11 protein-coding genes are annotated in these 19,769 nt (G+C 69.6%); 5 read left to right on the top strand and 6 right to left on the bottom strand.

What is annotated here, in order from left to right:
• The 3 genes from DM480_RS09355 to DM480_RS09365 all read right to left on the bottom strand — a co-directional run bounded on the left by DM480_RS09355 (position 1) and on the right by DM480_RS09365 (position 5,255).
• Positions 1 to 2,688 carry a TonB-dependent receptor gene (locus DM480_RS09355; protein ID WP_115378582.1) on the bottom strand — a complete coding sequence of 896 codons (2,688 nt, stop codon included), beginning with the start codon at positions 2,686 to 2,688 and terminating at the stop codon, positions 1 to 3.
• Between the two features lie 136 nt (positions 2,689 to 2,824).
• Positions 2,825 to 4,021: a sensor histidine kinase gene (locus tag DM480_RS09360; RefSeq protein WP_115378583.1), complete on the bottom strand. Its 1,197-nt coding sequence runs from the start codon at positions 4,019 to 4,021 to the stop codon at positions 2,825 to 2,827.
• A complete protein-coding gene (locus tag DM480_RS09365) occupies positions 4,011 to 5,255 on the bottom strand; it encodes a sigma-54-dependent transcriptional regulator (protein WP_115378584.1) in 1,245 nt (414 codons plus the stop codon). The genes DM480_RS09360 and DM480_RS09365 overlap by 11 nt, the downstream gene beginning before the upstream one ends.
• A 170-nt stretch (positions 5,256 to 5,425) precedes the next feature.
• Between DM480_RS09365 and DM480_RS09370 the strand changes: the two genes are divergently transcribed.
• The 5 genes from DM480_RS09370 to DM480_RS09390 all read left to right on the top strand — a co-directional run bounded on the left by DM480_RS09370 (position 5,426) and on the right by DM480_RS09390 (position 13,269).
• On the top strand, positions 5,426 to 6,673 hold the full coding sequence (locus tag DM480_RS09370) for an efflux RND transporter periplasmic adaptor subunit (protein ID WP_115381097.1): 1,248 nt from the start codon (positions 5,426 to 5,428) through the stop codon (positions 6,671 to 6,673).
• A gap of 8 nt (positions 6,674 to 6,681) precedes the next feature.
• Positions 6,682 to 7,362, top strand: a complete 681-nt coding sequence (locus tag DM480_RS09375; protein ID WP_115378585.1) for an ABC transporter ATP-binding protein — start codon at positions 6,682 to 6,684, stop codon at positions 7,360 to 7,362.
• A 123-nt stretch (positions 7,363 to 7,485) separates the two neighbouring features.
• Positions 7,486 to 9,903 (top strand): ABC transporter permease, encoded by a 2,418-nt coding sequence (locus DM480_RS09380; RefSeq protein ID WP_115378586.1) that lies wholly within the window; start codon positions 7,486 to 7,488, stop codon positions 9,901 to 9,903.
• Between the two features lie 14 nt (positions 9,904 to 9,917).
• The gene (locus DM480_RS09385) at positions 9,918 to 12,329 is read left to right on the top strand and encodes an FtsX-like permease family protein (protein ID WP_232833937.1); all 2,412 of its coding nucleotides are present in this window, start codon (positions 9,918 to 9,920) and stop codon (positions 12,327 to 12,329) included.
• A gap of 43 nt (positions 12,330 to 12,372) precedes the next feature.
• Positions 12,373 to 13,269 (top strand): aldo/keto reductase, encoded by an 897-nt coding sequence (locus tag DM480_RS09390; protein WP_115378588.1) that lies wholly within the window; start codon positions 12,373 to 12,375, stop codon positions 13,267 to 13,269.
• A 1-nt stretch (position 13,270) separates the two neighbouring features.
• On the opposite strand, the gene DM480_RS09395 is transcribed toward DM480_RS09390, so the two are convergent.
• From DM480_RS09395 to DM480_RS09405, 3 genes are read right to left on the bottom strand one after another with little or no spacing between them, the layout of a single operon-like run.
• Positions 13,271 to 15,190 carry an alpha-L-fucosidase gene (locus DM480_RS09395; protein WP_115378589.1) on the bottom strand — a complete coding sequence of 640 codons (1,920 nt, stop codon included), beginning with the start codon at positions 15,188 to 15,190 and terminating at the stop codon, positions 13,271 to 13,273.
• Positions 15,187 to 17,409 carry a hypothetical protein gene (locus DM480_RS09400; protein WP_115378590.1) on the bottom strand — a complete coding sequence of 741 codons (2,223 nt, stop codon included), beginning with the start codon at positions 17,407 to 17,409 and terminating at the stop codon, positions 15,187 to 15,189. The genes DM480_RS09395 and DM480_RS09400 overlap by 4 nt, the downstream gene beginning before the upstream one ends.
• The gene (locus tag DM480_RS09405) at positions 17,406 to 19,736 is read right to left on the bottom strand and encodes a GH92 family glycosyl hydrolase (protein WP_115378591.1); all 2,331 of its coding nucleotides are present in this window, start codon (positions 19,734 to 19,736) and stop codon (positions 17,406 to 17,408) included. Before DM480_RS09405 ends, DM480_RS09400 begins: the two co-directional genes overlap by 4 nt.
• Positions 19,737 to 19,769: the final 33 nt, after the last annotated feature.

Consider the following 19,769-nt stretch of genomic DNA (forward strand, 5'->3'; position numbering starts at 1 on the left):
TCAGAACTCCGCCCGGGCGCCGAACAGGATCGTCCGGCCGTAATAGTTGATCTCGCCGAAGCGGATCGGATCGTCATTGTACGTGTAGAGCTTCGCGCCGGCGAGGTTGATGCCTTCGAGGCTGAACGTCAGCCTCGGCGTGACGCGCAGCGACAGGCTGCCGTCGAGCGAGCCGAAGGCGTCGGTGTAGGTCGGCGCCTGCGTCGTGCTGCCCGTGCCCGACAGATATTTGTCGCGCCACACGTACGATACGCGCGCCGAGACGGGACCGTAATCGTAGAAGCCGACGACGTTGAAGCTCTGCTTCGACAGTCCGAGCAGCTGATCGCGGATCGGCCGTGCGCCCGCGGTGTAGAGCGCGTTCACCGCGGTGCGCGTGTACGACGCCTGGAAGCCGAGGCCGTCGAACGGCTTGGGCAGGAAAGTGAAGACCTGGTTGTACGCCGCTTCCGCGCCATAGACCTTGGCATTGCCGCCGTTGACCTGCGTGCTGAGCAGCACCGTGCCCCGGTTGGGGATGACGATGTTGACGTTCTGCGCGGTGATGTAATCGTCCAGCGCCTTGTAGAAGACCGCGCCACTCAGCGAGCCGTGCGCGTTGAAATACCATTCCAGCGAGCCGTCGAACTGCGTCGCGAGGAACGGATTGAGCTGCGGGTTGCCGCCACTCGCGGTCGGCGCGTCGGTCGACACGGTGATGCGCGGCGCGCTGTCGGTGATGTTGGGACGGGTCAGCACGCGGCTGGCGGCGAGGCGGCCGACGAGGGTCGGCGTCAGTTCGGCGCGCAGGTTGAAGCTGGGCAGCCAGTCGTTGAACGTCTTGGGATAGCTGACCGCGGTGGGCGTCGCGCCGGTGGTCAGCGTGCCGCTGGCGACTTGGTCGGTGTGGACGAAGCGCACGCCGATATTGCCCGTCACCGGCACCGATCCCGCATCGAACCGATAGTCGGCGCGGATATAGCCTGCCGCGACCTTCTCCGTCGTCACGAACGACGAGCGCAGGTCGCCCGCGGTCAGCGGGGCGTTGGCGATCGTCTGGTTGAACAGGGCGTTGTAATAAGTCTGGGTAACCGGGACGATGAAGCTGCGCGGCGCGTTTCCGGGCACGCCCGAGAGGAAATCGTCATAGGGCAGCTGTTCGTAGGCGGGCGTGCCGAGGCTGGTCAGCGGCTGGCCGTTCGCCGAATTGACGATATAGTCGCGGCGCGAATAATCGCGCTTGCGCCAGTGATATTCGCCACCCATCGCGATCTTACTGAGGAAGCCATCGAAATCGTGGGCCACGTCGAGCCGGGCGTAGGCGTCCCAGTCCTTGCTGTTCTTGGGCGCGATGTTGAACGGATAGACGGCATAATTGGCCGGGTTGTTGACGTCGACCGGCGTGGTGAAGGGCGGCAGCACCTTGTAGCCGCCCGACGCGTCATACGTTAGCGGCGCGTTGAAGAAGGCGCGGCTGCGCACCGTCCCCTCCGCGTTGCTGGGGTGATAGCTGTGCGCCGACGACCAGTTGCCGTTCGCCGACACGTGCCAGGCGTCGCGATCCCACGTCTGCTTGAGGCCGATCGAGAGCAGGTCGTGGCGGTTGAGGCTGTATTCGCGCGACGCCATGAAGCGGACGCGGTTGATCGTCGCGGCGACGACGGTGTTGCCCTTGATGACCGCGCTGCCCGGAACGATCGAGGTATTGGGGTCGTCCGGATAGATATCGAGGCCGAATTCGTCATAGGCGACCTCCAGCCGGGTCGCGAGCACGTCGAGCGTGGTGCGCAGTTCCGGCGTCGGCTGCCATTCCGCCGAGACGAGACCCGAAAGCCGCTCGCGATGTTCGGTCTCGATCGTCGGGCGCGTGCGCGTCGGCGTGTAGAGCCCGGCGGGCAGGCCGCCCGCGGCGGCGGAGGTGAACTTGTCGAGGTTCCAGCCGAAGTTGAGGAATCGGTCGTTGCGGACGTCCTTGCCCCAATATTGCCCGGTAGCGAGCAGGCCGAAAGTGCCGTCCGGCGATTTCCAGCTGGTCAGCAGCGTCGCATTGGGCTCGACGCGATGCGTCTGCGTCGTGAACGTGTAGCGCGAATTGAGCGTCGTCTTCGTGCCGACATCGAGCGGGCGGAAGGTGTCGACATCGATATTGCCGCCCAGCGCGCCCTCGGTCATGTCGGCGGTCGGCGTCTTGATCACGTCGATGCGCGACACGAATTCGGCGGGCAGCATCTCGAAGCGGAACTGGCGGCCGTTGGCGCCGCCATTTTCGATCAGGTCGTTGAGGGCGATCGAGCGGCCGTTGACGAGCGTGTTCTGGAACTGCGGGCCGAGGCCGCGGACGGAGACGTACAGCCCCTCACCGCGCGGGCGCGTGATCGCGACGCCGGGCACGACCTGCAGCGCCTCGGCGACGTTCTGCGCGGGGAACTTGCCGATGTCGGTGGACGCGATCGAATCGACGCCATAAGCGGCGCGGCGCTTCACCTCGGTCGCCTCCGCGAGACTGCGCGCGTAGGTGCCGGAAACGACGATGTCGCTGTCGTCCTGCTGCTGCGGAGCATCGGCGGCCGGTACGGCCGCGGCAACGGGCGCGTCGTTGGCGTGCGGACCGGCGGCGGCCTGCGTTTGCGCAGCGGCGCCCTGAACCGCGAACAGCGCGGCGAACGTGAACGGAAGCGTGGCGCCCGCAAGGCGCGAAAGGTTGGTCATGTGAGAATCTCCCCCCGGCTTTATGCCGTTGCGAGGCGCGCTAGATTCCATTCATTACGGACCAAAGTAGAACCAATGACGCTTTCGTGAAGGCGTCGAATTTTCCTGCAAAGGATTGCTAGGCACGACGGATCGTTCAGAAGCCGCGGGGCAGCGGCAGGCTGGCGACGAACGCGGTCCAGCCCCCCGCAGCAGGCAGCAGCGCGATGTCGCCGCCATGACCGCGCACGATCTGCCGCGCGAGCGCGAGGCCGACGCCGCTGCCTTCGGGCTTGGTGGTCATGAACGGATGGAAGATCGTCTCGGCCAACTCGGGCGTGATCGCGGGGCCGCGATTGGCGATGGTGAAGGCGACGGCATCGACCGTCGTCGTCGCCGCCAGTCGCGCCGCCGGGGCGGGCACGGCGGCATCGATCATCGCCTCGGCCGCATTCTGGAGGACCGCCCACAAGGCGGCGGAGAGCTGGTCCGCATCGGCAAGTATCGTCGGCGGCGCGTGTGTGATGTCGACGTCGAGCACGATTCCCGGCCAGCGGACCGCGAACAGGCGGGCAAGGTCGGTGGTGAGATCGGCGATCCCGACCCGGTTGCGGTCGGGCGCGGGCAGGCGCGCAAGGCTGCGGTACGTGTCGCCGAACCGCTGAAGCCCACCGGACCGGCGCGCGACCGTTTCCACCGCCTCGCGCACCGCGGCAAGATCGGGCGGCGTATCGCGTAGCATCGCCGCCGCGGTATCCGCCAGCGAGGCGATGGGGGTCAGCGCGTTGACGATCTCGTGGCTGAGCACCTGGACGAGGTCGCGCAGCGCGGTCGCCTCCGCCGCCTTCAGCTCCGTGCCTATGTCGATCAGCGCGCCGACCTGCGCCACCCGGCCGCCCAGCAGCAACTCGCCCGCCGCCAGCGCGAACGGGCGGGCGATACCCCCCTGATCCAGCGTGACCGTCGCGGTGCGGCCGGGCGCGGTCTGCGTCATCACCGCGACCAGCGCGGGCGGGGCGGCGGCGATCGTATCGTCCGCAGCGAACAGGCGGCGCGCAGCCCGATTGACCGCGCGCAGCACGCCGTCCTCGAGCACGACGAGCGGCGCGGGCGACAGATCGAGATAGGCAACGAGGCGGCGGCGTTCGTCCTCGCCGGCGGGAACGGGTGGTGGCGGGGGCGGCGGCAGTGGCGGCCGGAGCGCGAACACCGCGGCGCCCCCCGTCCAGGCGGCGACCAGTAAGGCGAGCACAGTGGTGGCGTACAGCCCCGCCGCCGCGCTCCACGCCGCTGCCGCACCGGCCGCGGTCGCGACGAGCATGCGCACGCCGGTGGCGACGCGATCAGAGGCCATAGCGCGCCATGCGGCGATAGAGCGCGGCGCGCGTCAGCCCGAGTTCGGCGGCGGCGCGACTGACATTGAAGGCGTGACGCTTGAGCGCGGCGGCAACCAGCGTCTCCTCGCTGCGCGCGAGATTGAGGTCGCTGGCGAGCGCACGCGGCGAAAGGTCGTCGGGCGGCAGTGCCAGGGCGAGATCGGCGACGTCATGTGCCTCGCCCGTGCCGAGCAGCACCGCACGCTCCGCGGCGCGGCGCACTCCGCGCACATTGTCGGGCCAGGCATCGGCGGCGATCGCGCGCGCCGCCTCCGGCGTCAGCGCACGGGCGGACTTGCCGTGACGGCCCGCGAAGACGGCGAGGAAATGGCGTGCGATCAGAAGCGCATCGTCGCCGCGCGCGGCGAGCGGGGGCAGGTCGATCTCGATCGTCGCGATCCGGTCGAGCAGATCCTCGTGCAGCGCAGCGATCAGCGTCGGGCGGTCGCACCGGCTGGTCGCGATCACGCGTATGCCCGCGAGGCCGCGTGCGAGCACGGGCTGCAGGCCGGGTGCGAGCCGGTCGACCTGGTCGATCACCAGGCTGGCGCCCGCCGCCTCCGCCAGCGCGGCGTCGAGCATCGCCGCATCCGCCGCCCCGGCGTCCAGCGTCACCAGCGGCGCGTCGGCGCGCGGCGAAGCGCGGTGGATCGCGGACGCGGCCAGCGTCTTGCCGGTGCCGGCCGCCCCGCGCAGCAGCACGGGCGCATCGGTCGGCGCGATCCGCGCGATCAGGTCGCGGACCGCGGCGATGGCGGCGCTGTCGCCGAGCAACGCGGGGGCGGCATCGGCGGGCGGCAACGGCGCGGCGTCGCGTTTCGCCTGCGCCAGCGCGATGCCGCGTTCGACGGTGGCGAGCAGGCGCGCGTTGCTCCATGGCTTGATGACGAAATCGGCCGCGCCGCCGCGCATCGCCTGTACCGCGACCTGGATGCCGCTGTGGCCGGTGACGACGATGACCACAGCATGCCGGTCCGCCGCGATCAGCCGGTCGAGCAGCGCGAAGCCTTCTTCGCCGCTGGTCCGCCCGCGCGCGAAATTGAGGTCGAGCAGGATGACGTCGGCGGGCCGTTGCGCCAGCGCGACCCAGGCGGCGTCGGGATCGGCGGCAGTGGCGACGCGCATGCCGTGCCGCTCCAGCAGCAGTTGCGCCGCGCGGGCGATGTCGGCGTCGTCGTCGACGACGAGGATGCGGGGTGATTCGGTTGACATCGCGGCATCCCTGTTCGGAAACGGACACTTGCTACAGCCGGCGGCGGAAGGCTGGCTAGGGGTGTCGTAAAATCGCATCGGATCAGTGCTTTAGGCCCACGGACGCTGTCCGGCCTACACTGTCCGCCATGTTGGACACGCCTTCTTCGACCCCGATCAGCGGCGCGAGCATGGATCGCCGTATCGAACGCCCGGGCGCTCGGCGCCGCAAGCGGATCGTGCGGATCGCGATCGGCGTCGCGATCGCCTGCGCCGCCGTCGCCTTGTGGTGGCTGATGCCGGGGGGCAACAGCCTGGCGGTCGATGCGCAGGGCATCCGCACCGGTGCCGTCGTGCGCGAGGCGTTCCGCGATTTCGTGCCGCTGCGTGCCGAAGTCGCGCCCTTGCGCACCGTCTACGTCGCCGCGGTGCAGGGCGGATCGGTGGCCCAGGTGATCGCCGCGGACGGTACGATGGTCGCCGCGGGTGCGCCACTCGCGCGGCTGTCCAACCCCGGGCTCGAGCTGGACGTCGCCAGCCGCTCGGCGGGCATCGTCGGCCAGCTCAGCGCGAACAGCGGCGCGGCGCTCTCCGTGCAGCGCACCCGCCAGGACAGCGCCCGCGACATCGCCGATGCGCGCAACGCGCTGTCGAAGGCGCAAACCGCGCTGCGCCAGAAACAGGTGCTGTACGACAAGGGATTCGTCACCGCCGCCGCGATCGACCCCTTGCGCGAAGAGGTCGTCTATCAGACGAACCGCGTCGCCGCGCTGACCGCGGGACAGGCGCAGGCGAACGGCACGCTCGCCGACCAGTCCGCCGGCATCACCGCGACCGCGCGCGAATTGCGCGAAAGCCTGGCGATGGTGCGCGCGAGCCTCGCGGCGCTGACCGTACGCGCGCCAGTCGCGGGGCGGCTGACCGCCTTCACCATCCAGCCCGGCCAGATCCTGAAGGCCGGCGACCCCGTCGGCCAGATCGATTCGGAAGGCCAGTGGAAGCTCGTCGCCGACGTCGACCAATTCTACCTCGGCCGGGTGCGGACGGGCCTTGCCGCGCGCGCCGACCTCGACGGCACGAGCTATCCGCTCCACGTCATCCGCATCCTGCCGCAGGTGACCGAAGGGCGCTTCCGCGTCGAATTCGGGTTCGACGGCCGCGTGCCGGCGGGACTCAACCGGGGCCAGACGCTGGACGTGCGCCTGATCCTCGGCGCGGACCGCCCCGCGATCGTCGCGCCGGCGGGCGGCTGGCTGGATGCGGGCGGCGCCACCGCCTTCGTCATGGACGGCAGCGGCCGCGCCGTGCGCCGCCCGATCCAGACCGGTCGCCGCAACCCCGACCAGGTCGAGGTGACCGGCGGGCTCAATCCCGGCGAGCGCATCGTGACGACGCCGCTCGCCACCTACGCCCAATACCAGACCCTCCTCATCCGATAGGACTTGCCATGATCCAGCTTCAGGACGTCAGCCGCACCTATGCCTCCGACGAGGTCGAGACGACCGCCTTGGGCGGCATCGACCTCCACGTCGAAAAGGGCGAATTCGTCGCCATCATGGGGCCGTCGGGCTGCGGCAAGTCGACTTTGCTCAACATCCTGGGCACGATCGACCGGCCGAGCGGCGGCAAATATCTGTTCGAGGGCGAGGACATCGCCGCGGCGCCCGAGGCGGCGCTGGCGAAGCTGCGCCGCGACCGGCTGGGCTTCGTGTTCCAGAGCTTCAACCTGATCGACGAGCTGACGATCGCGGAGAATGTCGCGCTCGGCCTCGCCTACCGCGCGATGCCCGCGCGCGAGAAGAAGGAGCGGATCGCCGCGGCGATGGACCGCGTCGGCATCGCGCATCGCCAGCGCCATCACCCGCACCAATTGTCGGGCGGTCAGCAACAGCGCGCCGCGATCGCGCGCGCGATCGTCGGCGAACCGCGCCTGATCCTGGCGGACGAACCGACCGGCAACCTAGACACCGCGAACGGCGCGCAGGTCATGGAGATTCTGCAACAGCTCAACGCGGAGGGCGCGACGATCGTCATGGTCACGCACAGCCCCGCGCATGCCGACATCGCCAAGCGCACCGTCCACATGCTCGACGGCCGCATCCTCGCCTCCGCGCGGTTGGCGGCGTGATGCTGCGCCGCGCTCCTCGTGCGCGCGGCAACGGTCTCGTCGTCGTGCTGCTGATCCTCGTCCTGCTGCTGGTCCTGCGCGTCGCCGCGCAGACCCGCCCTGCTGCCTGAAGGGTATTTCCCGATGTCCGCCCCCGCATCCGCGCTGATCAGTTTCTACCGCGCGCTGACCCGCCATCGCCTGTTCGCGCTGCTCAATATCGGCGGGCTGGCGCTCGGTATCGCGGTGTTCCTGGTGCTGTTCCTCTACGTGCGGTTCGAGACGGGTTACGACCGCTCGATACCGGGCGCGGACAAGCTGTACATCGTCCAGGAACGCTATTTCACGCCGGGTTATCCGAAAGAGGCGAGCCCGTACACGATGGGTGCGTTCCTGGATCACCTGCGCGGCGACTATCCGGACGTCACCGGCACGCGCTTCTGGCCGATGAACGCGATCGTCCACCAGGGCAGCACCGTCACCGACGAGCAATTGTCCGCGGTCGATCCCAATTTCTTCGCGCTGCTGACCTTTCCCACCGCCAATGGCGATCCCGCGAAGGCGCTCGCCGGGCCCGATTCGGCGGTCATCACGCAGCAGGTCGCCCGGAAATATTTCGGGACGCAGCCGGCGATCGGCAGGTCGCTGACCATTACCATCGACGGCAAGACCTTCACCTATCGCGTCGCGGCGGTGATCGCCGATATGCCGACGGACTTCAGCTTTCCCAGCGACATTTTCGTGCCGATCGTGCGCGCCCGTTTCGCCAACGAATGGTTCGATCATTGGGGCAGCACGTCGCTGACCACCTTCCTCCGCTTTCCCGACCGGGTCGCCGCAACTGCATTCGAGGCCGAACTGAGCCGTTTCGCGGAGCGGCACGTCTTCCCGGACGGCAATATCAAGAAGGGGCAGTGGCAGCAGTCGCTGCGACCGCTGGTCGACAATCATCTGTACGATCCCGCCGATCGCAGCGCGGTGACGACGCTCGGCATCGTCGGTGCGCTGACCCTGCTCATCGCGATCGTCAATTACGTCAACCTGGCGACCGCCCGTTCGGGACTGCGGGCAAGGGAAGTGGCGGTCCGCAAGGTCCTCGGTGGCACGCGGGCAGCGCTGCTGCGCCAGTTCATGCTGGAGGCGATGGCGACCGTGGCGCTTGCCGCGCTGATCGGTCTGGCGATCGCCGAACTCGCCTTGCCGCTGGTCAATGCGGCGGGCGGCATGGCGCTGTCGATCCGCTATCTCGGGGCGGGGTCGATCCTGCCCCCGCTGATCGTCATGGTGTTCGTCGTCGGTGCCGTCGCGGGCCTCTATCCCGCATTGGTGCTGACGCGCTTTCGACCCGCGGCGGTGCTCGCCTCGGCGCGGGCGCCGGGTGGCGGCCGGGCGGGCGCGCGGCTGCGCGCCGCGCTGGTCGTCGGCCAGTTCGCGATCGCCATCGCTTTCGGCATCAGTACCGTGACGATGCTGGCGCAGGCGGCGCACGTCCGCGCCGCCGATCTCGGCTTCAAGCGGGAAAGCCTGTTCATCCTGACCAAATTCGCGTGGGTCGAGGAAAACCAGCAGGCGAGCGTGCTGCGCGCCTTCGCCGCCTTGCCGGGCGTCTCCGCGGTCACCTCGGCGCAGAACGCGCCGGGCGATCAGATGATGACCAACACGTCGAACATCTATCGCGCGGGGCTCGACGAAAGTCGTGGTCATTCGACGATGGACGTCACGGTCGGCACCAACTACTTCCCGACCGTCGGCGCCCGCCTGATCGCGGGGCGCCTGTTCGACACGGCGCATCCCGCCGACGATACCGCGCTGCGCCAGAAGGGCAGCAAGGCACCGTACAACGTCATCATCAACCGTACCGCCGCCGCTGACTTGGGTTTTGCCAATCCCGCCGCCGCCATCGGCCAGTCGCTGGACGGTAACGGCACGATGACGATCGTCGGTGTCGTCGACGACCTGCGCTTCCGCGGTCCGCGCGAGCCGGTCGCCAGCGTCGAATATCGCTATGCGAGCCAGCCGTTCGCCAGCCCGTACGGCATGGTCCGCTACGACGGCGATCCCGCCGCCTTCCGCGATGCGGCGGAAGCGACATGGAAGCGGGTCGTACCCACCGTTCCCTTCGCGGGTCGCACGGTCGAGGAGAATCTATATCGCCGCTATTACAAGACCGACGCGCAGCGCGCGAACCTGTTCACGATCGGGGCGGTGCTCGCGGTGCTGATCGGCTGTATCGGGCTTTACGGCCTTGCCGCCTTCGATACCGCGCGGCGGATCAAGGAGATCGGTATCAGGAAGACGCTGGGCGCATCGACGGCGGATGTGCTGCGCCTATTGATCGGGCAGTTCATGCGGCCGGTCGTGCTGGCGAACATAATCGCCTGGCCGATCGCGTTCGTCGCGATGCGGCGCTGGCTGGGCGGCTTCGACGACCGGATCGCGCTGTCGCCGATGGTGTTCGTCGGTGTCGCGCTGGCGGCGGTGGCCATCGCGACCGCGACCATCTTCGCTCAGGCGTGGCGCGTCGCCCGTGCCGAGCCCGCCCGCGCGCTGCGCTACGAATAAGGGGCGGTCTGTCGATGCACACCATGCTCACCTCGCTCTATCGCTCGCTCGCGCGGCATCGCCTGTACGCGGTGCTCAACATCGGCGGCCTCGCGCTCGGCATCGCCGTCTTCCTCGTCCTGTTCCTCTACGTGCGGTTCGAGACGGGATACGGTCGCTGGCTGCCGGGGAGCGACCGGCTGTGGCTGATCCACACGCAGGTCGCGGTGCCCAATTTCGATCCGTTCGACAACGTCACCACCTCCGCGCGTTTCCTGTTGCTGATCCAGGGCGATTATCCGGGCACGCGGGGCACGCGCTTCACGATGGGCAATGCGAGCATCCGCAAGGGGATGGGCGCGTCGAGCGAAAGCGTGATCCGGGCAGATCCGAGCTTCTTCCGCCTGCTGCCCTATCCGGCGGTGGCGGGCGACCCGATGCGCGCGATGCGCACGCCGGGCGCGGCGGCGATCACCGAGACGGTGGCGCGCACCTATTTCGGCGGTACCGCGAACGCCATGGGGCGGACGCTGACGATGACGCAGGAGGGCAGGACCGCCGACTATGTCGTCGCCGCGGTGCTACGCGACCTGCCCGCCGATACCATTTACGAAGCCGGCGTGTTCGTACCGATCGGCCCGCTCAAGGGGGACGAGCGCAACGACTGGAGCTTCGGAGACACGACGGTGCTGCTCAGCCTGCCCGATCCCGCGGCGGCGCGTGCGCTGTCGGCACAGCTGCCCGGCTTCCTACGCCGGCATCCAGCGAAGGAGGCGTTTCCCGGATCGAAGATCACGCTGAGCCTGGAACGCTTCGACGCGATGCATTTGCGTGACGGCGCGGCGAAGACGGTGGTGACGACGCTGGGCACGATCGGGATCGTCACGTTGCTGATCGCGCTGGTCAATTACGTCAATCTGGCGACGGCGCGGGCGGGTTTGCGCGCGCGCGAGGTCGCGATGCGCAAGGTGGTGGGGGCGACGCGGACCGCGCTCGTCGTCCAGTTCCTGGGCGAATCGATCGCGGCGGCGGCGCTCGCCGGCCTGCTCGGGCTGGCGCTCGCCGAACTGGCGCTGCCGCTGGTCAATGCGGCGGGCGGCACCAACCTTGCCATCCGGTACGGCGGGGGCGATTCAATCCTGCTGCCGCTCGCGCTGCTGACGATCGGCGCCGGTTTGGTCGCGGGCCTCTATCCCGCATTGCTGCTGTCGCGCTTCCAGCCCGCGGGCGTGCTTGCCTCCGCGCGTGCACCGGGCGGCGGACGCGCCGGCGCGTGGTTGCGGCAGGCGCTCGTGCTGTTGCAATTCACCATCGCGATCGCGCTGGGGGCGGGCACGGCGGTGCTCGTCGCGCAGACGCGGCATGTGCGCAACGCCGATCTCGGCTTCGCGCAGAACGGGCTGATGCTCGTGCCTGCGCTGGGCGATGCGGCGCTCGATCCGGGGCGGCGACAGCGATTGCTCGATGCGTTCCGCACCGTGCCCGGCGTGACCGCGGCGTCCTACGGCGTCTTCACGCCCGCCGGCGGCACGTACATGCTGCGTTCGATGAAGCGGCAGGGCGGGGCGGGCGGCGAGGTTCCGCTCAACTTCACGATCGTCGGCGCCGATTTCTTCAAGGTGATGGGTGCGCGCCTCATCACCGGGCGGCTGTTCGACCCGCGTTTCGCCGCCGACGATGCCGGTCGCAAGCGAAAGCCGGACACCATTTCGTTCGGCAATGTCGTGATGAACGAGGCCGCGCTGCGCAAGCTCGGTCTCGGCAGCGCGGCGCAGGCCACGGGCAAGATCGTCAGCAGCGAAGGGCATGAATCGACGCAGCTCGTCGGCGTCATCGCCGATATGCGTTTCAACGGCCCCAAGAACGGCGACGATGCGATGATGTACGTGTGGCAACCCTTGCCGAAGGAGAACAGCACCGCCTTCGTCCGCTTCACCGGCAGCCCGTCCGCCATGTCGACGCGGCTGGAGCGGGTGTGGCGGACGATGGCCCCCGGCGTGCCCTTCGACGCCAAGACCGTGGAGCAGGCGCGATACGACGCCTTCATCCGCGCCGATGCGCAGCGCATGCGCCTGTTCACGATGGGGGCGATGCTGGCGCTCGTGATCGCGTGCATCGGGCTTTACGGGCTCGCCGCGTTCGACACCGCGCGGCGGGTGCGCGAGATCGGGATCAGGAAGACGCTCGGCGCGTCGACCGCGGAGGTGCTGCGCATGCTCATCGGCCAGTTCCTGCGCCCCGTCGTCGTCGCGACGCTGATCGCCTGGCCGATCGCCTTTTACGCGATGCGCCAATGGCTTGCCGCCTTCGCCGACCGCATCGCGCTGTCGCCGGCGTTCTTCATCAGCGCGGGACTCGGCGCGATCGCCATCGCGGCGGCCACCGTCTTCGCGCAGGCGTGGCGGGTGGCGCGCGCCGAGCCGGCTCGGGCGTTGCGCTACGAATGAGGGGGGCTGTCGCGCGCGGCGGCGGCGTGGCAAGGCGTCGGGCATGACGACGATCACGCTTTCCGCCGCGCCGCGCCCGTTGGGGCGCAGCGACATCATGGTCTCGCCGATCGCCTGGGGCATGTGGCGGCTGGCGGGGGACGATATCGCCGCGGTGCGCGCGGCGATCGATGCGGCGTTGGCGGCCGGGATCACGCTGTTTGACACCGCCGATATCTATGGCGCGGACCAGCCCGCAGGCTTCGGATCGGCGGAGGTGCTGTTCGGGCGCGCGCTGGCAGAGGCGCCGGCGCTGCGCGAGGCGATGGTGATCGCGACCAAGGGCGGCATCCGGCCCGGAATCCCGTATAATTCGGGTGCTTCCTATCTGGCGGACGCGCTCGATGCGTCGCTGGCGCGGTTGCAGGTGGAGCGGGTCGAGCTTTACCAGATCCACCGGCGCGATCTGCTCACGCATCCGCAGGAGGTCGCTGGCGCGCTGGCGCGGATGATCGACAGCGGCAAGGTGCGCAACGTCGGCGTGTCGAACCACAGCCCCGCCGAACTCGACGCGGTGCAGGCGTTCCTGAACCAGCCGATCGTCAGCACGCAGCCGGAATTTTCCGCCCTGCACACCGCGCCGCTGTTCGACGGCACGCTCGACCAGGCGATGCGCGCCGACATTGCGGTGATGGCCTGGTCGCCGCTCGGCGGCGGGCGGCTGGCGGCGGGCGCGCACCCGGCCGCGACCGCGCTGGCGGCGCATGGTGCGCGCTTCGGCGTCGATGCGGCGACCGCGGCGCTCGCCTGGGTGATGGCGCACCCGGCACGCATCATCCCGATCGTCGGGTCGCAGCAGCCGCACCGCATCGCCGCGACCGCAGACGCGTACAAGGTCGAATGGACGCGCGCCGAATGGTATGCCGTGCTCGAAGCGGGGCTCGGCGCGCGTTTGCCCTGAATCAGCGCGTGAAGGCGCCGATGTCGGCGATCGCCAGCTTGCCGACGGGCTTGGCGACGGCGGAGAAGGTAAGGCGCAGGTAGCGCGCCCGCACCGGCGCGGCGAAGCCGATCCGCTGCGTCGACAGGGCATAGGCGATGTTGGGAAACTCGCCCTCGCCGGCCGGGGTCCAGCTCTTACCGTCGAGGCTGATTTCGGCGCGATAGCTGCGCGGCGGCGCGCTGTCCGCATCGGGATGGCGCCACGGCGTCAGGCTGAAACCGGCGAGCGACTGCGCGGCGCCCATGTCGACCGTGACGCTGGCGGGCGTTGCCGCGGTCGGCGCGGGCTGGCTCCATACGGTCGACCCGTCCGTATCGAGCAGCGTCTCCGCGCCGGGAGCGCTTGCGGCGACGATCGTCCAGCCGCGCGGCGACAGGATCGTGGGGCCGTTCGATTGCGGCGGGGCGACGGCGACGGGCGCGACGCTGCGGAACAGCGACAATTCGCTGATCGCGGGACATGCCGGTGCCGCCAGGATGACCAGCCGCACGCGGCGCGCGGTGACGGGCGCAGGCAGGCGGATGATCCGCTGCGCCCCGATGCATTCGTGCGTCGCGAGCCGCTGCCACGCGCCGCCCACCTCTGCCTCGACCGCGAACTGCGTCACGCGCACGCCCAGCGGCAGATATTCGCGCAACCGGATGAGGTCGAAGGTGCGGCCGGGCGGCAGATCGAGCGTCAGCGTCGGCGTCGTCACGCCGTCTGGCGTCGACCAATAGGTGTCGCGGTTGCCGTCCAGCACCCTGGCGGGGGCGAAGCCGGGTCCGCGCGCGTCGCTCGCGCTCGCGACCGATCCTTGCGCGAGGTCGGTGGCGAAGCTTCCGCGGATCGCATCGCCGAAGCTCTTCAGGACCGCGACGTCATGGTCGGCGATCCGCCCGCGCCGGTCGGGCGGCAGGTTGAGGTGCATGTTGGTGCCGCGCGCGACCGATTCGTCGAAAAAGCGGACGAGGCGTGCCGGACTCTTCACCTTCGCGTCCTCGTCGGCGTGGTAGAACCAGCCCGGACGGATCGACGTGTTGGTTTCCGCGGGCCACCACAAGGGTGCGCCGCGCACGCCGCTGTTCCCCTCTGCCTGGACGTAAGGATGGTCGGGCATCGTCGGCCAGCACGGATCGCCCGCGACGCCATCCTCGTTACCGACCCAGCGGATGTCGCTGCCCAGCGGATCGAAGGTGCAGGCCATCGGCTGATGCTGGTGGACGAGGGCGATGATCGAGGGCCAGTTATAGTATTTCGGCGCGTCGATCGTCCGCGTCTCGCGCGCGCCGCCATAATATCCGTCGCCGCCGTTCGCGCCGTCGAACCAGAATTCGAACAATTCGCCATAGCGGGTGCACAGCTCGACCACCTGCTTGCGATAATAATCGACATAGGCGGGACGGCCGTATTCGGGATGGTTGCGATCCCAAGGCGACAGATACAGTCCGAACGACAGGCCTGCGCGGCGCGCCGCACGTTCCATCTCGCCGACGATGTCGCCATGGCCATTCTTGTACGGGCTGTTGCGGATGCAATGTTCGGTCAGCATCGTCGGCCACAGGCAGAATCCGTCGTGATGCTTTGCGGTGAAGACGATCCCCGTCATGCCCCCCGCCTTCGCCGCGGCGACGATCTGGTCCGCGGAAAAGTCGGTCGGGTTGAACAGCGCCGGGCTCTCGTCGCCATAGCCCCATTCGCGGTCGGTGAAGGTGTTGATCGAGAAATGGATGAAGGCGTAGCGCTCGCGCGCGTGCCAGGCGAGCTGGCGTGGCGAGGGCGTCGCGCCCCACGGCTTGGGCGCGACGACGGTGGATACGCGCGGCCCGGCGGCAAGGGCAGGCGCGGCGCCCGCGGCGAGGCCGGCGACGACGAGCGTGCGGCGGGAGAGGTCGGTCATGGGTGCATGGCTCCGGAGGGGAGGGGATCGGGGGTCAGCCAGGTTTCGGCGATCTGCTTGCCGCGGCCGCTGCCGCCCATGCGGGGCGGGCGCGTCCAGGCGAGGTCGAGCGTGCCGCCCGCGGTCGCGGCGCGCGGGATCGCCAGCGTCACCTGCATCGGGTTGGCGGTACGGGCGAAGGCGTCCTGCAGGACGAAGCGGTCGTTGGCGACGAGCCGGATCGGCAGCGTGTAATCCTCGCCTGCATAGGTGATCGTCAGGCGATATTGCCGATGTGGGTCGAGGCCCGGGTAATGCAGGCGCAGCGGCCGGTCGTAGAGCGTTTCGGCATAATCGAGTGCGGCGGGGTCCCAACCGTCCGCCGGAATGCGGTCAGCGATGCCGTCGATCGCGGTCGCGAAGCCCTGCGGATCACGCGCCAGGCCAAGCCCGCGCACCAGATGCGGTTCGGCGTCGGGGCGGCCGAGATCGTCGTAGAGCGCGCCCTCGCTGCGGCGGCTGCGGTCGGGGATCGGCCAGCCATTCGCCATCTGCGCCTCGATCCAGGCGCGGCCCGTCAGGTCGATGTTCGCGCGGTCGAGGTTCGCGCCGCGCTCGACGTTCGATGCGCCGTAGCGCGGGACGCTGAGCTGCAGCCGCGCGCCCCGCCAAAGCCGTTCGGCGAGTGCGTTGAGCCGCGCGAGAAGGGCTGTCGCTTCCGGGCCGTCGGATCGGGCAAGGATCGCGCGCGCAGCGATGGCGTCTGACGCGGCCAGCGCCGCCGCGCGCCGCGCGCGCGCTTCGATCGTACGGTGGCGGACAAGCGCGTCGTAGACCGCGCGATAGCGCAGCGCGTCGATCCGCCAGTCGGCGAAGCGCGCCGGCCGGATCGCGTCGGCGCGCGCCAGCGTCGCGTCGATTCCGGCATTGGTCGCCGGATCGCCGACCCAGTTCGCCTCCAGCGCGGCGGGCAGCGCTGCGGCGCGGGGATCGCCGATAAAGACGCGCGCATAGTCGACCGCAAAGGCGGCCGGATCGGTATCCGGGTCCCAACCCAGCCGGAACCAGAGGAACTGGTTGAAATCGTCGTTGACGCCTTCGGAATAGGTGACAGACCCCGCGGTCCGCGGTGCGAGATCGGCGAAAATGCGCGCATAGGCGGCGGGGCGCGGGTTGATCGGTTCGCGTCCTTGCGTCAGCGCGAATTCGGGCCACCAGCGGTCGACCGGGAATTGCGCGTGCATCGTATGCGCGATGTCGGGGTAGAGGATCAGCGGATAGCGCGCGGGGATGCGCGCGCGCTGCACCGGCAAAGGATCGCGTGTCTGCGGCCCGACGAACACGCCGGTCAGCCAGTCGGGGCGTTTGTCCAGCTCGCGGTAGAAAGCGTCGAAGCCGGCGGCGTCGAACCCCTGCGACGAGATGTAGACCGGTGCCTTCGGATTGCGCGCATGCAGCACGGCCGCCTGCTGCGCGACGAGCGGGAACAAACGGTCGGGCGCGGTATGGCCGGGGTCGCCGCCCGGCACGTAGAGCGCATCGACATAGGGCAGGTCGGCGAGCGTCCGGCGGAACGCGGCCATCTCCGCCGCCACCGCGCGCGGGGTCGCATAATCGCCCAGTTCGGGGTAATAGAGCGCGACGTGGAGGCCGAGCCGGTGCGCGATCGTCGCGATCCCGGCCAGCGTCTCGCGCGGCGGGGCCGGGAACAGCGGGCCGGTCGCATCATCGTCCGACACCGGCGCGATCAGCTGCACGCCGCTCGCGCCCCAGAGCGCGAAATCCTCGATCCGTCGCCGGAACATCGCCAGCGTCCAGGCATCATAGCTGTTGTTCTTCGGCCGGTAGCCGATCTGCGTCAGGCGCGTCGCATAGGCCGGCGCCTGATCCACCGAGCGCGCCAGCGAGAGCCGCGCGGTACCACCTGCGACGTCCAGATGCCGCAGCACCCAGCCCGCGCCATAGACGAGGCCGCGCGTCCCGCGCGCGGTCACCACCGTCAAAGGTCCGACGCGCCGGATCGCAAAGGCCTGCTCCGCCAGGCGCGCGGGGGCACGCCAGCGCCGGCGCAGCGCGGGCGGCAGCGCGGCGGCGACGGCATCGACCGGCGCGACGACCAGCCGCACCGCGCCGCATCGGTCTATGCGCTCCGCGATCCGCGCGCGCAGCAGGTCGGCGGCGATCGCTCCGCCCGTGCCGGCGGTGACGCACGATGCGGCGAGCGCCGCCGCCGGCATCATGCGCGCGTGCGGCCGTTCGACGGCGGCCGGTCGGCAGGCGCGCGGCCATAGGCCTTGTCCGGCGTCGCGCTCATCGTGAAGCGCAGCGTGCCGCCTTTCACGAGGTCGGCATGGCGGATCCACGTCTTCCTCCACGGCCGCCCGTTCCACGCGACCGCGGTGACGTAGGGCGTGTCGGCGCGGTTGCCGGGCGCCTCGACCACCAGGCGCTTGCCGCCGGGCAGGCGCAATGTCACACGCTCGAACAGGGGCGATCCGAAGACGTAGACCGCCTCGACCGGGTCGACGGGGTAGAAACCGAGCGCGGACAGCACGAACCAGGCGCTCATCTGCCCGCAATCGTCGTTGCCGATGACGCCGTCGGGGTCGTTCCGGTACATCTCGGTGCACAGGCGGCGGACCATCGCCTGCGTCTTCCAGGCCGCGCCGGCGTAGGCGTAGAGATAGGCGACGTGATGGTCGGGCTCGTTGCCATGGGCATATTGGCCCACGAGGCCAGAGATATCGGGCGGCGCGTTCTTGGGCAGCGTCGAGGGCGCGGTGAACAGCGCGTCGAGCTTCGCCTCGAACGTCGCGTCGCCCCCCATATGGTCGATCAGGCCGTAGACGTCGTGCTGGTTGAGGAACGTCGCCTGCCAGCCGTTCGCCTCGGTATAGTCGCGCCACCACGGCTTTGGCATATGGCCGAGCTCGACGGGGTCGTAGGGCGTCCACCAGCTGCCGTCGGCGAAGCGCGGGCGCGCGAAGCCGATGCGGCCGTCGATGACGTTGCGCCAGTTGCGCGACCGCGCGAGCAGGCGGTCCGCCTCCGCCGTCTTGCCGATCGCGCGCGCGATGTGCGCGGACGCCCAGTCGTCATAGGCATATTCCTGCGTCCGGCTGACGCTTTCCCAGAAGGCGTCGGCGGGGACATAGCCCTTGGCGTCGTAGAGGTCGCGGCCCTTGCTGTTGTCGAGGTCGGGGGCGGTAAAGTCGAAGGACCGCTTGGCGATCCCCGGCCAGGCGGCGGCATAATCGCCAGGTATGCCCTTCGCCTGCGCCTCGGCCAGAACGGAGACGCCGTGCCAGCCGATCATGCACCCCGTCTCGACCCCCTGCAGCGGCCAGACCGGCGGGCCATAGGGGCTCTGCTGCGTCTGGCGGATCATGTCGGCGACGAGGCTCTGGACCCGCTCGGGTGCGATAATCGTCAGCAGCGGGTGGAGCGCGCGATACGTGTCCCACAGCGAGAGGGTGCTGTACGCGGCCTCCCCGCGGGGCAGCTGGTGGACCTTGCGGTCGAGCCCGACGTAGCGGCCGTCGACGTCACTGAACAATGTCGGCGCGAGCTGCGCGTGATAGAGCGCGGAGGCCATGATCGTGCGTTGGTCGGCGGTGCCGCCCTCGACGGTGATCGTGTCGAGCACATCCGCCCAGCGCGCGCGGGCGGCGCGGCGGATGCGGTCGAAATCCCAGTGCGGCGCCTCCGCGGCGAGGTTGGCGCGCGCGCCGGCGATGTCGACCGCGGAAATGCCGCAGCGCGCGAGGATCGGCGCCTTGCCCGCATCGTCATAATGCAGCACCGCCTTCAGTCGCATGCCCGCGACACTGCGCGACCCCGCCGGCTGCGGCGCATCGCCGTCGCCGTAGAAGGTGATGCGGTCGGGCCGGCGCGACAGTTGCAACGCGAAATGGATGCGCCGCCCCTTCGCCCAGCGGTTGACGGTGCGCGCGCCGATGATCGTGCCTGCCGCGTCCACCGCCAGCGTCGCATCGGTGATGAGCGGCGGCTGATCGCTCGAATCGAGGATCAGGTGCGACAGATCGATCAGGATATGCCCCGCCCCGGCGGGGAAGCTGTAGCGATGCCAGCCGGTGCGTTCGGTGACGGTGAGTTCGGCCGCGACGCCGCTTTCCAGCGAGACGCGATAATAGCCGGGCTCCGCCCGTTCGTCGCGGAAGCGCTGGCGATAGCCCTTGTCCGGGTCGTCGAGCGGGCCGGGGAGCAGCTGGACCGGGGCGTCTTTGGTTTTCTGGGCGGTGGGGACGAGCAGCACGTCGAGCATGTCACCGACGCCGGTGCCCGACAGGTGCGTGTGGCTGAACCCCATGATCGAGCCGTCGCCGCTGTGATAGCCCGAGCAGGCGTCCCACCGCTCGACGTCGGTATCGGGGCCGAGCTGGACCATGCCGAACGGCAGGCTGGGGCCGGGATAGGTGTGGCCGTGGCCGCCGGTGCCGACGAACAGATTGGGCGGAATGGGGGCAGACGTTGCCGCAAAGACCGGCAGAGGGAGGGCCGCGGTCGCGGTGGAGGCGAGCAGGGCGCGGCGGGTGAGGCTGGTCATACGTGCGATCCCTTCGACGTGAACATGGCCGTC

The organism is Sphingomonas sp. FARSPH (assembly GCF_003355005.1).
GTDB lineage: Bacteria > Pseudomonadota > Alphaproteobacteria > Sphingomonadales > Sphingomonadaceae > Sphingomonas.

Excerpts from the sequence above, each read along its gene's own strand:
- DM480_RS09355 (WP_115378582.1), bottom strand. The coding sequence starts at position 2,688 with ATGACCAACCTTTCGCGCCTTGCGGGCGCCACGCTTCCGTTCACGTTC.
- DM480_RS09360 (WP_115378583.1), bottom strand. The coding sequence starts at position 4,021 with ATGGCCTCTGATCGCGTCGCCACCGGCGTGCGCATGCTCGTCGCGACC.
- DM480_RS09365 (WP_115378584.1), bottom strand. The coding sequence starts at position 5,255 with ATGTCAACCGAATCACCCCGCATCCTCGTCGTCGACGACGACGCCGAC.
- DM480_RS09370 (WP_115381097.1), top strand. The coding sequence starts at position 5,426 with ATGGATCGCCGTATCGAACGCCCGGGCGCTCGGCGCCGCAAGCGGATC.
- DM480_RS09375 (WP_115378585.1), top strand. The coding sequence starts at position 6,682 with ATGATCCAGCTTCAGGACGTCAGCCGCACCTATGCCTCCGACGAGGTC.
- DM480_RS09380 (WP_115378586.1), top strand. The coding sequence starts at position 7,486 with ATGTCCGCCCCCGCATCCGCGCTGATCAGTTTCTACCGCGCGCTGACC.
- DM480_RS09385 (WP_232833937.1), top strand. The coding sequence starts at position 9,918 with ATGCACACCATGCTCACCTCGCTCTATCGCTCGCTCGCGCGGCATCGC.
- DM480_RS09390 (WP_115378588.1), top strand. The coding sequence starts at position 12,373 with ATGACGACGATCACGCTTTCCGCCGCGCCGCGCCCGTTGGGGCGCAGC.
- DM480_RS09395 (WP_115378589.1), bottom strand. The coding sequence starts at position 15,190 with ATGACCGACCTCTCCCGCCGCACGCTCGTCGTCGCCGGCCTCGCCGCG.
- DM480_RS09400 (WP_115378590.1), bottom strand. The coding sequence starts at position 17,409 with ATGATGCCGGCGGCGGCGCTCGCCGCATCGTGCGTCACCGCCGGCACG.
- DM480_RS09405 (WP_115378591.1), bottom strand. The coding sequence starts at position 19,736 with ATGACCAGCCTCACCCGCCGCGCCCTGCTCGCCTCCACCGCGACCGCG.